Here is a 14,961-nt window from a genome sequence, read left to right on the forward strand (position 1 = left end):
CGTTGGTTCTTCTAAAATAGAAGTAATTAATTACTTGAATCTTATGGTCACCAGCATTTCAAGAGCAAATTTGACCCTACCTGCAGGACAAGCCTGTGGTTGAGATCTGCTACCGAAGTAGCTTTTTTAAGTTGCTCAATCAATGTAAGTGCCCACACAGATTGCTTGGCTTTGATAGATTGTTAAAGAACGTTTGCTTGTGGGCGTTAGCCGCTTCAAGCGAGGTGCGTATTCTACACGCCTCATTTTCGGTGTCAACGACTTTATTCAAGTTTCTGCGTTCAATTTGACTTGTTAGCAGAGAGTTAACACGTACTTTTAATGCTTTCCTGCTCATCTCGAGCCGGGAGCGCCATTTTAAGGATTTAAAACATCCCGTCAAGGCTTTTTTCAAACTTGCTTTGCTAGCAACTCGTTGCTGGCTAACCGTTTGAAGTGGGGCGCATTATAGAGCGCGGAGCTTTAAACACAAGCGATTTTCTGAAAAAAGCCTTAGAAAAAGGCCGTTTGAAGCAATTCTGTCCAGTTTGCTGTATATTTATACGTATTAAGTAAAGAAAGCGACTTCAGAGGTAACTATGTCTTCAAAATCTGTCCGTTCTTATAAAGGTAAATGCCCACAATATCCTTCGTCGGTCTATATTGATGAGTCTGCGGTGTTGGTTGGCGACATCACACTAGGGGAAGACAGTAGTGTATGGCCGCTGGTCGCCGCTCGTGGCGATGTCAATTTCATCCGCGTTGGGGCGCGCAGCAATATTCAGGACGCATGTGTTCTCCATGTCACCCGTACTAGCGCTTCGAACGCGGATGGCTATCCATTGATTATTGGGGATGATGTCACCCTTGGTCATAAGGTGATGCTCCACGGCTGCCAGCTTGGTAACCGGATCCTGGTAGGGATGGGCGCTATTGTTATGGACGGTGCAGTGGTGGAAGACGATGTCATGATTGCAGCAGGTGCACTGGTAGCGCCGAATAAAACGCTCGAGAGCGGTTATTTGTATGTCGGCAGCCCAGCGCAGAAGAAACGTCCGCTGAATGAAAGCGAGCGCGACTTCCTGCAAAAGTCGTCACGTAACTATGTGGAGCTGAAAAACGATTACCTGGCAGAAATGCAAAACACTAACCGGATTTAATGAAAGTCTCGTGAACGGATTGCCTGCGTCGGCAGGCGATCCGAGATATCACGGAGGCGGCCCGCCACGACATGCACCACACTCTCTTCAATTTCTACCGTTCCGGTTACCTGCAATAGCTTTGCATGTAACCAGTGCTGACGTTGTTGACGCCCTAATTTTTGCCATAACACCACATTGACGTTACCGGTTTCATCTTCAAGAGTAATAAAAGTAACCCCGGTGCTGGTCGATGGCCGTTGCCGACCTACGACCAGGCCTATTACGGTGACAACCTGACCACTACGAAGGTGAATCAATTCTTGGGCGCGCTTATGCGTCGGCAGTACTCCCTGCTGATTCAATAGCGCTAGTGGGTGAGTGCCTAAGGTAAGACCCGTCGCAGCATAGTCCTGCACCATGGTGTCGACAGCCGAAGGCTCCGTCAGCTGATATTCCGCCTGGCCAGCTTCCGCCTCTGTTAATAAGGGTAGCTGCTCACCCAGGTGGGTCATATCCCAGCGAGCCTGATAACGGTGACCCGCAATACCACGAAATGCATCAGCACTGGCCAACGCCTGCAGGTCAGAACTGGGGATAGCCAGTGATTCGATCTCGGTTAACTTAGCAAAACCAACACCCGGGCGTGCTACAGTTATCTGATCGCTGGCGTCCTTGCTTAGGCCTTTTACTACACAGAACCCCAGACGAAGAGCCCAGCTGTCATCCTCTTTAGTTAGCTGGTGCTCCCACAGACTGTTATTTATACATACAGGCAGCACAGTTACCTGATGCTGCCGGGCATCCTGAATAAGCTGTGCTGCAGAATAAAACCCCATCGGCAGACTATTAAGCAGGCCGACATAAAAAGCCGCAGGGTAGTAGTACTTTAACCACGCTGACGCATACGCCAGGTTAGCAAAGCTGGCAGAGTGAGACTCGGGGAATCCATATTCACCAAAGCCACAGATTTGCTCAAATAAACGCAACGCAAATGACTCGTCATACCCCCGCGCCAGCATCCCCGACACTATTTTACGCTTAAACTCGAGCATCTGCCCCGTACTTTTCCAGGTCCCCATAGCCCGCCGCAGCTGATCGGCTTCGCCGCCGGAAAATCCGGCAGCCACCATGGCCAGCTTAATAACCTGCTCCTGAAAAATAGGAACGCCTAAGGTGCGTTTAAGTACCGCTTCAACCGCTGGGTTGGGATAGTCTTCAGGCTCAAGGCCGTCGCGGCGACGTAAATAAGGATGAACCATGTCACCCTGAATCGGGCCTGGTCTGACAATGGCTATTTGCACCACTAAGTCATAGAAGGTCTTCGGCTTCAGTCGCGGGAGCATATTCATTTGTGCCCGCGACTCAACCTGGAAGATTCCCACCGCATCGGCGCGTTGGAGCATCGCATACACGCTCTGGTCTTCCTGCGGGATTGAGCCAATAGTAAGGGTTCGCCCATAGCAATGCTCGACCCACTGAAAACCCCGCCGCAACGCCGAGAGCATACCCAGCCCCAGCACATCCACTTTTAACAGCTTCAATGCTTCGATGTCATTCTTATCCCACTGAATAACGGTACGCTCAGGCATTGCCGCATTTTCCACCGGGACCAGGTCAGATAAACGTTCAGCAGCAATAACAAAGCCACCCACATGCTGCGACAGGTGACGCGGAAATCCACGGATCTGCTCCACCAACTGGAGTAAATGGCCGCCCATGGGGTGCTGTAAAACGCCCAGAGCATCCAGTTGCTTTTGCCAGTCATCTTCACTGTCACGCCGATCCAGACGAGTCAGTAACTGGCTCAACTGAGCAAGCGGAAACCCCAGCGCTTTACCCACGTCTTTAATTGCACTGCGCAAGCGATAGGTAATTACTGTCGCTGTCAGCGCTGCCCGATGACGCCCGTACTTGCGATAAATATACTGAATGACTTCTTCCCGCCGCTGATGCTCAAAGTCGACATCGATATCCGGCGGTTCATCCCGTTCCTTCGAGATAAAGCGCTCAAAGAGTAATTCTGACTGGTCGGGATCAACGGCAGTAATGCCCAGACAATAACAAAGTACTGAATTTGCTGCCGAACCACGACCCTGAAAGAGAATATGCTGGCTTTCGGCAAACTGAACTAAGTCATAAATAGTAAGAAAGAAATGTTCATAATTAAGCTGTTCAACCAAAGCCAGCTCTGCATCAAGCTGACTCTGAACCTTCTGCGGGACCCCTGCTGGGTAACGACGTTGAGCACCCGCCTGGGCTTGCTCAGCCAGATAGTTCGCTGGCGTATACCCGGCCGGAACCACTTCCCCCGGATACTGATACCGTAAACACCCAAGGTCGAAGCTGCATTGACGGGCGATAAGCGCACTTTGTTGCAGCCACTTCAGTGGAAATAACTGAGTCAGCTGATCACAGGGACGTAAATGGCGCTCAGCATTCACCCAATGCTCCGACTCCATCGCTGCCACCGTGGTGTTTGCCGCGATTGCATTGATGGTATGCAACAACGGCAGACGCTCCGGACTGTGCAATAACGCCGCATTGCTGGCCGCAATGGGGGCGTCAAGCTGCGCCGCCAGAGAACTCACCGCCCGTGCACAGACCTGGTCGCTGGCGAGGCGATCACGCACGGCTAAAATCGCAAATCGATTGGCATAAAGCCGCCGTATATCAGCGATCTGCACGGATACGGCCTGTGTATTTGCTGCCGGCAACCAAAGCAACTCGCAGTCTGGCAGAGGTTTGCTCAGCAGCCACTCGGGTTTAAATAGATAGCTGCCTTTCTCTGCCTGTTGTCGGCAGTGGCTAATTAGGGCGCTCAGTTGCTGATAGCCCGCCAGGTTTTTCACCAGACATACGTAACGGCCAGTAGGGTCATTAAAGAAACAACCCACTAGCAGTTGAATATTATGCGCTTTCGCGGCCTGCCATGCTTTCACCACCCCCGCAAAAGAACATTCGTCGGTAATCGAAATGGCCTGGTAGCCAAGTTCAGCTGCCCGCTGCACCATCTCTGCCGGGGACGATGCCGCCTGCAGAAAACTATAATGGGTCAGACAGTGCAATTCAGCATAAGCCGTCATTAGCTTGCCCACCCATGTAAGTACCAGCGTTGCTCCGCAGCAAGGAAGTAAAGCCACCCCCAACGCCCGTGATGGTCCCGCGCCAGCATATAGTCACGCTGTTCAGAGCGAGGTTGCCACCAGGGGGATTGCAATCGTTGCGGCTGCCCGTGCAATTGCCACTCGTTGATGTCTACCACCTCGGGTATGACAAGCCAGGGCGGCCGCCAGTCACCTGCAGCCTGAAGATTGCCTGTCGTCCCCGGTGCACTAGCGGCAGGTGCCGGTTCCTGCTGACTTTCCGGCATCCACCCCGGTTTACGCCGATAGCCATAGACGCGCGCCTCGCCTAACTTCATTTGCAAACGGTTTAATAGCGCAGGCAGCGCGGTTTGCTCGCCAGTAACTGGTTCGAAACCATAACTGGTCGCCTGCAATTGCTCAAAATGTTGCGCCTCAAGCTGCACATACATCACCGGAGCACGCAGCTTAGTCGCCTCCATTGCTACCTGCAGCAGAGCGAAAAAGTCATCGGCCTGGGTTTGTGGGTAAGCCAGCTGAATCGGGATCTGCTGATGCTGTCCCTGCCGACAGGTGAGCACAATGAGAAAACGGGTCAGTGCCAGCTGCCGCGTTTGCAGGTAGCGCTGCAGCATCTGTAACAGTCGTTTGCAGCTAAAGCGCAGAGCGGCCCAACTGCGTGCTTCTGCCGCCAGTTCAACCCGGTGATTAAAATTGTCCGCTGGCTGCAGCCATTGTAATGGCACTGTTTGCTGCCCACGTAATTCAGCGACCAGGCGCACCACAGGGGCACCGAACTTCTTACCTAATGCCGTGGTCGGGACCTTTAACAGTTTATCCAGCGTATCTACACCCATATGGAGTAAACGAACTTTGACTGTTTCTTCCAGTGGGGTATTGATCACCAGACAATGCTGGCTGACATCCGCCATCGGCTGCTGCAAATCGTCCAGGCCTAATTGAGCACACCGCGGATTGGATGCAAAGGTCAGTTGATAACTGGCCCCGATCAGGTGAGTCTGGATACAATGCTTAACCTGCCCGGGATCCTGATATAACCGCTGCAGCCCTTGTAGCCTTAGCCACAACCCACAGTGCTCTGGATCTTGCGCTATTTCAGCAAAGTCGGCATACAGCGCCAGCGCTATGTCAGCCAATAATTGACGCTCAGTGGCTTCATCGTACTGCTCTGTTTGCAGGTTATCGCACAATAACCAGGCGTCGGATAATGGCATTGCGACTTCGACTCCGCAGTCGATCGCGGCCTGGTTTGCCTGCACAACGCGTAAACCAGTCACCTCATAGACCACCACCGGCTGCTCATCACTATAACGACGCTGGATATACTCAAGGTAGAGCTGAAAGCAACGAATGTACGCCCAGGGCGGTATTGAAGCTGGAACTACCATGCCTGCAACCGTTCACCCAAGCCATATACCGGCCATCCTCCAGGTCGCTTTAGTACATCCCAACTCAGTTGCCCCTGTTCAAGCTGCAGACGCAGCCGGCTATGGTAAGCACGCGCTTCGTTATTCATATGACAGGTGAAAACCAGCAGCAGAAGTTCGCCATGTAAGCGCCGCTGCCACTGGCGAACTGCCTGTGCGGGCAGGTTAGGATGCCAAATGCAGACCACCCCAGTGGATAATTCACTGACAACCTGGCTCACAGCCCAGGTTAACTCATCATCCTCCAGCCCTTGCAGCAAAGTATGCCGGGCATGGCTCAGCCCCATACCCGACACATGAGGCTGTGCAGGCGGGTTGAACCAGAAGACCGGATGGTTTGCACGCTCCGCAGACTGCAAGGGAGCACGGAGCAGGGCTGTTTCCCCACAGAATAACCCCGGTAGCTGTACTTCATGCAATTGGCCATAGGGCAATCCCCCGGCAAGCACCTGATCAAGCTGCGGATATCCCGTGCTGGCACGCTGTTGATTAGTCTCAACAATGTGTTGCTGGCCACGGAAAAGCTGACCACGTTGCAACATAGTTTGTAGAGCCGGGTGCTGCAGAGAATTCATGACAACCTCTAAACACTGTATATAAACACAGTATACAAGGCTGTTTTTCTCCAACGCAAGATGAGGCTGCGAAATTTTCTCTGCTTCAGGTATGATAACGGCAAAAACCTATGAACTTGCTGAGATTTTATTGCCAATGCTTCGATTTCTTCCTGCACCACTTAAGATACTGATCAATTTTCTCTGGGGCTGTCTGGCCACTACAGTAATTGCAGTGGCGATTATCCTGTTGGGGATTCTACGGATAGTTCCCATTCGTCCCTGGCAGCGCCTGGTAGCGTCGCTCGCCAATGGCTTATTCAGACTCTGGGGTTATGCAGTTACGGCAATGTTCAACCTGACCCAAAAAACCATCTGGCAGATAGAGGGAGGCGTGGAGCTACGCCGGGATGGCTGGTACATGATCATGGCCAACCACTTAAGCTGGGTCGACATTCTGGTGTTAATGCGGCTGGCCCATAAAGATATGCCAATGCCGCGCTTTTTCCTCAAGCAGGAGCTTTTCTGGGTTCCTTTTATCGGCTTTGGCTGCTGGGTTCTCGACATGCCTTTTATGAAACGCTACTCGCGCCAGCTGCTGGAAAAGAAGCCGCATTTAAAAGGCAAAGATATCGAGACCACGCGCCGGTCATGTGAGAAATTTAAGACCCTGCCGACCACGGTGATTAACTTCTGTGAAGGAACCCGTTTCACTGAAAAAAAGCGCGCGCAAAAACACAGCCCGTATCAGCATTTACTTCCCCCTAAGGCTGGTGGCACTGCGTTTACACTACAGGCAATGGAAGGTAACTTTGATGCGATCCTCGACATTACTATTGTCTACCCTGAGCGTAACCCTGATAAACCCCTGGTAATCGACTTCCTTGCCGGGCGCCTGCGCCATATTCATCTGCACATTGATGCATTGCCAGCCACTGATGATCTGGTCGGCGACTACTTTAACGACGTGGCGTTTAAAGAACACTTTCAGAGCTGGCTGAATACGCGCTGGGAGTTAAAAGACCAGCGCATCGAAAACATTATGCAGAGTCACCGCTCTCAGGCGCAGCGTTAGTTCGCTGCGCAGCTTTCTTCTGAGAGGACTCTTCGTTATCCGCATTGTCGTTATCTGAGTCCTCGTTCTCTGACTCCTCTTTATCTAACTCTTCAAGGTCCTTCTTCTGTTCTTTCTCAACCTGCTGCGAGGCAGCCAGTGCCGCGCCAACCTCGCGCATATCGACGCCACTTGGGTGCTGATACACACGCAAGCCAAATTCCGGAATGATAGCAAACAGGTGGTCAAATATATCCGACTGAATCCCTTCGTAGACCGCCCAGGCGGTGTCATTGGTAAACCCATAGACCTGCAACGGAAGTCCATCGGCCGTTGGCGCCAACTGCCGAACCAGCATAAACAATTCCTGGTGGATCCCAGGGTGGTGCTTTAAATACTGGCTGATATAAGCGCGGAACGTACCTATATTGGTCATGCGTCGCGAATTAATGGTGTCCGCGCCGCTCCCTTCCAGTTCATGGTTCCACTCACTCAGTTCATCATGTTTTTTCTTAATGTAATCGTTCAATAATGAGAAGCGCTGCAAATGCTCCAGCTCATCGTTACTCAAAAAACGAATGCTTTGCTGGTCGATCATGATTTCACGCATCATGCGTCGCCCGCCAGCCTGCTGCATGCCGCGCCAGTTTTTAAATGCGGTATCAATAAAGCGCCGGGTAGGGATGGTGGTAATGGTTTTATCCCAGTTCTGCACTTTTACTACATGCAACGAGATATCAATGACATCACCATCCGCACTTAAGCCGGGCATTTCCACCCAGTCACCCACACGAATAATGTCGTTTGAGGTGATCTGCATGCTCGCCACCAGCGACAACAGGGTATCCTGAAAAACCAGCATCAGTACCGCCGCCATGGCACCCAAACCAGACAGCAGAATAACTGGCGAGCGGTCAATTAATGTCGCAACGATGAGCAGCACCGCAATGACATAGATGACTATCTTGACGACCTGGACATACCCTTTAATGGGTTTCATCGCCGCGTCGGGACGACGCTCATATAAGCGGTTGAGAATAGTGAGAAAGTTTGCCACCGCCAGGGCCACAGAGAGAATGATAAAAGCCGTGGCCACATTTCTGACCACAGTGACCACGAAATCCGGCAGATGAGGGATTAACACAACGCCAGAAGATAGTACCAACGCGGGCACTACATTGGATAAACGGGTAATCACCCGTGACTCTTCAAATAAATGGTCCTGACCGAGTCGGGTTTGGCGCAAACCACGGGTAAGACCCGCCAATAAAACGTGCTTAGTAACCCAGTTACTGATCAGCGCCAGCAGCACCAATACTGTGACCGCGACCAGCGCGTACAGATAAGGCTGTTCTTCCAACCATGCCACCCAAGCTTGCACCGTGCTGACGATTTCTTCCAAAACAACCTCTGTCCACTGGATAATAAGTTCCCATAAACTAGCAAAAACCCTGTGATCGCGCTAGTTAGACTAAAGTCGGCGCGTCTTTAGCCGTTAAATTAGTATAATCTTATCCTTATCTTTACGATTGCAGGAGAGCAGGATGTCCCTTTCTATTCAGCAGCGGGTACTCGCGTTGGCATTGATACCACCGGTATTGATTGCCGCTATGGTTACTTTTTACAATTTTTATCAGGCACGCCACATGGGCGAACAAACCGTGGCTGACTTCGCAGGACAAATGGAAGGGGACCGACGAGCAGAGGTACGTAACTACCTGCAGCTTGCTATCAGTTCAATCCAGCATCTGGTGGTGGCTGACGACGGTAGTAATACCGCACAATTGCAGGAGCAGGCTAAAACCGTTCTGCGCAGTCTGCGGTTCGATGATGCCGGCGATGTTGGCTACGTGTTCGTCTATGACCAACAGGGTGTCAGTGTTGCTCACGGTGTCAACCAGGCCCTTGAAGGACGCAATTTACGTGACTTCCAGGACCCAAATGGGGTTTACCTGATTCAGGAACTGATTGCCGCCGCCGAACGTGGCGGCGACTATGTTGAATACGGGTGGGAAAATAGTAACGGCAATATCGGGCCCAAGCTTGGCTATGCCGATCTGGTTGAGAAATGGAACTGGGTGGTGGGAACAGGTTTCTGGATTGAAGGTTTGCAGGCCCAGGTTGATGCAACAGCCCAACGGGTCGACAATGCGGTTACCGAGGCCTTCATTAGTACACTAGTTGCTTCAATTATTGCGGTGCTGATTATCGCAGCGGTTGCATTCTACGTTTCCAGAGGAATTACCCGCCCTTTAAAAACCACCGTCACCGCAATGAACGACATTTCTCAGGGGGACGGCGACCTGACTCGCCGCATCACCGTCGAACAGGAAGACGAACTCGGTCAGCTCGCGACCTCCTTTAATCGTTTTGCCGATGACGTCGGTAACATGGTAATGACCATCCGTGATTCGTCGGGCGCCATGAATGAAGCCTCGGTTAAACTTAATCGGGTGCTTAGCGAAACGCGCCAGGGCGTCACCCGGCAGCAGGAAGAAAGCGAACAGGTCGCTACGGCAATTAACGAACTGGCCGCCGCATCGCAGGAAGTCGCACGCAGTGCTCAACAGGCTTCCACTGCAGCGAGCCAGGCTGAGGAGCTTGTGCAGTCTGCTAATAGCCAACTGCATTCTGCAGTCGAAGTCATCCATGGATTGGCCGATCAGGTTGCGGCAGGTACGAACGCTGTAGATCAGTTAAATGAGCAATCAAAACAAATCGGCAGCGTACTGGACGTTATCCGCAATATCGCCGAACAAACCAACTTGCTGGCACTCAATGCTGCTATCGAATCAGCCCGCGCGGGTGAGGCCGGCCGTGGCTTTGCGGTAGTCGCCGACGAAGTGCGCACCCTGGCCAGCCGGACCCAGGCCAGCACCCACGAAATCCAGGCCATGATTGAACAAGTCCAGCAAGGTACTTCTCAGGTAACGGGTATTATGGAAGCTATCGAACAAGGAAGTTCCACCAGCGTGGCTCAGGCCAGTGAAGTCGAAAGCGCCCTGGCTGATGTATTGCAGGCTGTGAATACTATCAATACCCAGAACGCACAAATCGCAACCGCGGCGGAAGAGCAAACATCGGTTTCTGAAACGATCAATCAGAACATGACAACCATTGTGGATATTGCCAACCAGACGGCAGACGGTACCCGTCAGGCGACGAGTTATATGGAAGAACTTGCCGATACGGCGGGACAGTTAGAGAAAAATGTAAGCCGCTACCAGGTGTAGCGGCTTCAGGCTTAGCGGGGTATTAGCTGTCTTTATTGACCAGGTACTTGGCCAGTTCCAGATAGTCTGAGAAGAAATCATTACTATCACGGAAGCCTTGAGGGTTCATGCGGTAGCGCCCATTGACGATAAACGTCGGGGTCTGCTGCACATTGTACTTTTCTGCTTCACGGCGCATGCGGTTTGCCTGACTGCGAGCAGGAAAGCTGTTGTACGCATTATCAAACTCATCACGATCAATACCGGCGGCGGCAAAAACACCCGCTAAATCATCCAGCGAATTGCTAACGTTACGCTGCTGGAAATGCTTACGGAAGACCAGCGGTGCAACCTCTTCGGTCACACCTAAAATATTGGCTGCCGCCCATGCACGAATGGTGATATCGCCCATGTTACGGGGACCAATAAAGTTTACATGATACTTTTTGAAGCTATCACCGAACTCTTCTCTGACCATTTCGCTAAACGGCTGGAATTGGTAACAACTGCCGCAGTAGAACGAGAAAAAATCAATGATCTCAGTTTCTTCGGTGGCTTCATCGCTCACCACGTCATAATGCACACCTTCTTCAAAATCCATTGCACTGGCACTCGCCATCATGCCCAATGTCGCGGCGGCGACCATTGCTAACCAAAGTTTTTTCATTGTCTGTTTACCTATTTTGAAGCTATTTATAAAAGCATTATGCCTTCGTTAGTAACCGGGCTGCAAGCGCAGCGGTTCTTCGTCCAGCGCTGCAAATTGCTCTTTCAGGGCAAGCACCTGACGCTCCCAGTACGCGGCTTCTGCGAACCAGCCGAAACTACGGGGAAAAGCGGGGTCGTCCCAACGCTTTGCCAGCCATGCCATGTACTGAATGATTCGCCAGGCGCGCAAAGGTTCAATTAATTTAAGTTCGGCCGCATTAAAAGTAGCAAACTCTTCATAGCCGTCAATCAAGGTATCCAGTTGCGCGACCTGATGATGACGCTCCCCGGAAAGCATCATCCATAAATCCTGAATAGCGGGGCCCTGGCGGCAGTCATCAAAATCGACCAGGGTTAAGCTGTCATCCCGCCACAGCAAGTTACCAACATGACAGTCACCATGCAGGCGAATGGAGTCATAGCGCGTGAGATCCAAGTCATTCAGGCGAGCCACGACAAGGTCCAAAATGGTGAAAAAAGGCAGGCGAATTGAATCTGGGATCAACGCACAGCCTCGCAATTGTTCGGTTGCCTGCTCAAGATCAGGGGGGCTATACAGTAATGGTCGGTGCACAAAGGGGGTCCGTTTCCCCACCATATGCATCCGCCCGACCTGACGCCCGAGCTGAAACAAGTGCTCGTCCTGATCCGCTTCCAGTGCTCGCCCGCCCACACTTGGGAACAGCGAAAAACGGAAACCAGCATGCTCTGCCAGCGTAGTGTCACCCAGCGTCAGCGGTGCCACCACCGGGATCTCAGCCTCTTTGAGTTCGGCCAGAAACGAATGCTCCTCAAGGATCTGCTGATCATTCCAGCGTTGCGGACGATAAAACTTGGCAACGTAACGCTTGCCGTCGGCGGCAAACTGGTAGACCCGGTTTTCATAGCTGTTCAGTGCCAGCAATCCGGTATCCGGCCATACATCGACGGCTTCAAGGGCATCCATAATCAGGTCTGGGGTGAGACCAGTAAAACTAAAATCTGTCATCTTGTTGATAAAAAATTACTCTGGGTTGTTCGCTCAACCTCAGAGTCTGACACCGAGCTCACCGTAAAGCGAATCTCAATCAGGCTGGCATCAAGAAAATACGGGTCTATCGCAACGGTAACTGGCACCGTATACACTTCACCGCCTTCAATGCGCAGTTCTGTCGGCCCCATATAATCGATTTCATCTAGTCCACTTACCTCGATGCGGAAGGTGTCCGCCTGCTGCGATTTATTGATAATCCGCAGCTGATACACGTTCTCAATGAAGCCCTGCTGATTTTCCCGGAACAGGGTATTACGGTCACGCACCACATCCAGCTCAAGAGGAACCCGGAACAGAATGTCTAACACCAACAGCGCCGTTAACACCAGAAGTGCCGCACCATAGCCAACGCTTTTCAAGCGGAAAACTTTGGTTTTACCGCCTTCCAGGCGCCGTTCCGTGGTAAAGCTAATGAGCTTTTTCGGGTAACCCATTTTCTCCATCACATTGTCGCAGGCGTCGATGCAGGCACCACAGTTAATGCATTCGTACTGCAAGCCATTGCGAATATCGATACCGGTCGGACAAACCTGGACACACAGGTTACAGTCAATGCAGTCGCCAAGCCCGAGCGCTCGCGGGTCCTGTTTACGCCCTCGGGGTCCACGTGGCTCGCCGCGTTTTTCGTCGTAAGCGACAATAAAGGTATCTTTATCAAACATCGCCGACTGAAAGCGGGCGTAGGGGCATATGTGGGTGCACATAATTTCACGCATCCAGCCGGCGTTACCGTAGGTGGCGAGAGTAAAGAAGATAACCGACCCCGTCGCCCATGCTCCCGACTGGAGCAGAAAAAACTCACCAAACAACTGCCGGATATCGGTGAAGTAGCCGACAAAGGTCAGTGCGGTCAGTAGAGCGACCAACAGCCAGGCGACGTGCTTCAGCACTTTACGCATAGCCTTGTCTGCGTCCATGGGCCGCTGATCGAGCTTCATTCGCTGGTGCCGCGAGCCTTCAATCTTGCGTTCAAACCACATAAAGATGAAGGTCCAGGTGGTTTGTGGACAAGTAAAGCCACACCAGACCCGACCCCATAAAGTGGTAACAAGAAACAGGGCAAACGCAGAGACCATGAAGATCCAGGCCAGAATGGTCAGATCCTGAGGCCACAGGGTCAGCCCGAAAATACGGAAGCGCTGATCCAGAATATTGAGCAGAATTGCCTGCTCTCCCTGATAGGTTAACCAGGGTAACAGCAGGAAGAGTGCCATCAGCGCAAAGCCTAACAAGCGACGGGCTGTTTCAACCCGGCCTTTTACGTCACGTACATAAATACGATCCGTTGGAGCATGCTGAGTGGACCCCTTAGCGGGCTGGATTTTGACAGGTTTACCAACGCTGTCCGGCGCTTTATCCTTCACTTCAATATTTTGCTGCATCGCGGCATACCACTACTAGTACCGTAAGTGCCGTCAGTATACGCCTTTCGGCAGCAAAGATCAGGCCACAGAGCTTGCGGTGCATCAAACAGTCGCACGGTTAAACCTCGTCTTGCTGGCATTGCGCCAGTACCACATCAAATAGCAGGTTGCTGCCCATTTCGACATGATGCCAGTGCGACCATTCGTCGGGAGCGTGGCTTACACCGTTGACGGAAGGAATAAAAATCAAACCAGCTTCGCTAATCTGAGTGAAAAACTGAACATCATGACCGGCGCCGCTTGGCATCCGCAGATACTTATAGTCTCGTGCTGCGGCTTTTTTCTCCATCAATTCGATCATGCTGTCACTGCAGTAGTCCGGCGCCAGCCAGCTGACCTCTTCCCTTTCATAGCGAAGTCGATGGCGCCGGGCGATGGATAACAAGGTTTTATCGCAGGCTTCCGCCAACTCTTTCATGACGGTTTCGCTCATATCACGAGCAACAATGGTAAAAATAGCTTCACCAGGCACTGTATGTGGGTAGCCTGGTTTGAGCTCAACTTTGCCCACCGTTATGCGCGTTTTATCGGTCCCATTTTCGTCGATAATCCGGGGGATCTCGTGGGCAAAATCAGCCAGCCCCATAAAGGCGTCGCTGCGCATATCCATCGGTGCTGTCCCGGCATGATCGGCTTTACCTTTGAGGTGAACAATCCACTTAAAGACCCCAGATATTCCATCGACAATACCAATCGGAATATTTTGCTGTTCCAGGACCGGACCCTGTTCTATATGTAACTCCAGAAAGCTGCGCATACTGCCTTTTGGCCAGGCAACCTCTAAGGCGTCCATCGGATTAAAACCGTGGGCTTTCATCGCATCCGTGAGGTAGACACCATCCGCGTCATGAGCCGACAGCAGCCAGTCCATATTGAGCTTGCCAGTAATCGCCTGAGCACCGAACATGCCGCCAAAGCGACCTTCTTCTTCGGCAGTGGCGACCACCCGTATGGGGTAATCGAGCGCGATTGACTGCTCCTTCATACAGCGCAGGATTTCAAGACCCGCCATCACCCCCAGAGCACCGTCGAAAATACCGCCCGCAGGCACCGTATCGAGATGGGAACCAATCACTACCGCAGGTTTATCAAGGTCGCCGAGACCAAACCAGACATTGCCGCCGCCATCAATATCAGCGATAAACCCCTCATTCAGAGCCAGATCGCGCAACCAGTAGCGTGCTTTCATATCGGCGTCGGTAAAGCCAGACCGGTAGACCCCATGGTCCTTTTCGTTGAAACCTATTTTAGAAAGTTCGAGAAGGCTAGATTTAAGGCGAGACAGGTTAATCTGCTGCATAGTGACTCCCAGTCAGTAAGGTTC

11 protein-coding genes are annotated in these 14,961 nt (G+C 52.0%); 3 read left to right on the forward strand and 8 right to left on the reverse strand.

The features are described from left to right. The first annotated feature begins 578 nt into the window (after positions 1 to 578). The gene (locus tag CWE14_RS03735; protein ID WP_126798169.1) at positions 579 to 1,139 is read left to right on the forward strand and encodes a gamma carbonic anhydrase family protein; all 561 of its coding nucleotides are present in this window, start codon (positions 579 to 581) and stop codon (positions 1,137 to 1,139) included. Here the strand turns inward: CWE14_RS03735 and CWE14_RS03740 are convergent. Genes CWE14_RS03740 through CWE14_RS03750 form a run of 3 tightly spaced genes read right to left on the reverse strand, consistent with a single transcriptional unit; the run spans position 1,136 to position 6,227 of the window. Beyond that, a complete protein-coding gene (locus CWE14_RS03740; protein WP_126798170.1) occupies positions 1,136 to 4,204 on the reverse strand; it encodes an error-prone DNA polymerase in 3,069 nt (1,022 codons plus the stop codon). The two genes, CWE14_RS03735 and CWE14_RS03740, sit on opposite strands and share 4 nt — an antisense overlap. Then, positions 4,204 to 5,613, reverse strand: coding sequence for a Y-family DNA polymerase (locus tag CWE14_RS03745; RefSeq protein WP_126798171.1), 1,410 nt, complete (start codon positions 5,611 to 5,613; stop codon positions 4,204 to 4,206). The genes CWE14_RS03740 and CWE14_RS03745 overlap by 1 nt, the downstream gene beginning before the upstream one ends. Continuing rightward, complete coding sequence (locus CWE14_RS03750) at positions 5,607 to 6,227, reverse strand: hypothetical protein (RefSeq protein ID WP_126798172.1); 621 nt, start codon at positions 6,225 to 6,227, stop codon at positions 5,607 to 5,609. The genes CWE14_RS03745 and CWE14_RS03750 overlap by 7 nt, the downstream gene beginning before the upstream one ends. 91 nt (positions 6,228 to 6,318) lie before the next feature. Here CWE14_RS03750 and CWE14_RS03755 point away from each other — a divergent pair, with 91 nt between their 5' ends. Then, positions 6,319 to 7,281, forward strand: coding sequence for an acyltransferase (locus tag CWE14_RS03755; RefSeq protein WP_241972313.1), 963 nt, complete (start codon positions 6,319 to 6,321; stop codon positions 7,279 to 7,281). Here CWE14_RS03755 and CWE14_RS03760 read toward each other — a convergent pair. Continuing rightward, a complete protein-coding gene (locus CWE14_RS03760; RefSeq protein WP_241972314.1) occupies positions 7,247 to 8,629 on the reverse strand; it encodes a mechanosensitive ion channel family protein in 1,383 nt (460 codons plus the stop codon). The two genes, CWE14_RS03755 and CWE14_RS03760, sit on opposite strands and share 35 nt — an antisense overlap. 175 nt (positions 8,630 to 8,804) lie before the next feature. On the opposite strand from CWE14_RS03760, the gene CWE14_RS03765 reads away from it, so the two are divergent. Further along, a complete protein-coding gene (locus CWE14_RS03765) occupies positions 8,805 to 10,493 on the forward strand; it encodes a methyl-accepting chemotaxis protein (protein ID WP_126798174.1) in 1,689 nt (562 codons plus the stop codon). A 22-nt stretch (positions 10,494 to 10,515) separates the two neighbouring features. Here CWE14_RS03765 and CWE14_RS03770 read toward each other — a convergent pair whose 3' ends face one another. The 4 genes from CWE14_RS03770 to CWE14_RS03785 form a co-directional block, all read right to left on the reverse strand. Further along, positions 10,516 to 11,139 carry a thiol:disulfide interchange protein DsbA/DsbL gene (locus tag CWE14_RS03770; RefSeq protein ID WP_126798175.1) on the reverse strand — a complete coding sequence of 208 codons (624 nt, stop codon included), beginning with the start codon at positions 11,137 to 11,139 and terminating at the stop codon, positions 10,516 to 10,518. 48 nt (positions 11,140 to 11,187) lie between these two features. Next, positions 11,188 to 12,168: a serine/threonine protein kinase gene (locus tag CWE14_RS03775; protein ID WP_126798176.1), complete on the reverse strand. Its 981-nt coding sequence runs from the start codon at positions 12,166 to 12,168 to the stop codon at positions 11,188 to 11,190. Beyond that, the gene (gene ccoG, locus CWE14_RS03780; RefSeq protein ID WP_126798177.1) at positions 12,165 to 13,595 is read right to left on the reverse strand and encodes a cytochrome c oxidase accessory protein CcoG; all 1,431 of its coding nucleotides are present in this window, start codon (positions 13,593 to 13,595) and stop codon (positions 12,165 to 12,167) included. The genes CWE14_RS03775 and ccoG overlap by 4 nt, the downstream gene beginning before the upstream one ends. 100 nt (positions 13,596 to 13,695) lie before the next feature. After that, entirely contained in the window at positions 13,696 to 14,937 is a 1,242-nt protein-coding gene (locus CWE14_RS03785; protein ID WP_126798178.1) for a Zn-dependent hydrolase, read from the reverse strand. Positions 14,938 to 14,961: the final 24 nt, after the last annotated feature.

It is taken from the genome of Aliidiomarina soli, from assembly GCF_003986975.1.
GTDB lineage: Bacteria > Pseudomonadota > Gammaproteobacteria > Enterobacterales > Alteromonadaceae > Aliidiomarina > Aliidiomarina soli.

What these genes read in the sequence shown, in the direction of transcription:
- CWE14_RS03750 (WP_126798172.1), bottom strand. Translation starts at nt 6,227, where the DNA reads ATGAATTCTCTGCAGCACCCGGCTCTACAAACTATGTTGCAACGTGGT.
- ccoG (WP_126798177.1), bottom strand. Translation starts at nt 13,595, where the DNA reads ATGCAGCAAAATATTGAAGTGAAGGATAAAGCGCCGGACAGCGTTGGT.
- CWE14_RS03735 (WP_126798169.1), top strand. Translation starts at nt 579, where the DNA reads ATGTCTTCAAAATCTGTCCGTTCTTATAAAGGTAAATGCCCACAATAT.
- CWE14_RS03770 (WP_126798175.1), bottom strand. Translation starts at nt 11,139, where the DNA reads ATGAAAAAACTTTGGTTAGCAATGGTCGCCGCCGCGACATTGGGCATG.
- CWE14_RS03765 (WP_126798174.1), top strand. Translation starts at nt 8,805, where the DNA reads ATGTCCCTTTCTATTCAGCAGCGGGTACTCGCGTTGGCATTGATACCA.
- CWE14_RS03745 (WP_126798171.1), bottom strand. Translation starts at nt 5,613, where the DNA reads ATGGTAGTTCCAGCTTCAATACCGCCCTGGGCGTACATTCGTTGCTTT.
- CWE14_RS03740 (WP_126798170.1), bottom strand. Translation starts at nt 4,204, where the DNA reads ATGACGGCTTATGCTGAATTGCACTGTCTGACCCATTATAGTTTTCTG.
- CWE14_RS03775 (WP_126798176.1), bottom strand. Translation starts at nt 12,168, where the DNA reads ATGACAGATTTTAGTTTTACTGGTCTCACCCCAGACCTGATTATGGAT.
- CWE14_RS03755 (WP_241972313.1), top strand. Translation starts at nt 6,319, where the DNA reads ATGATAACGGCAAAAACCTATGAACTTGCTGAGATTTTATTGCCAATG.
- CWE14_RS03785 (WP_126798178.1), bottom strand. Translation starts at nt 14,937, where the DNA reads ATGCAGCAGATTAACCTGTCTCGCCTTAAATCTAGCCTTCTCGAACTT.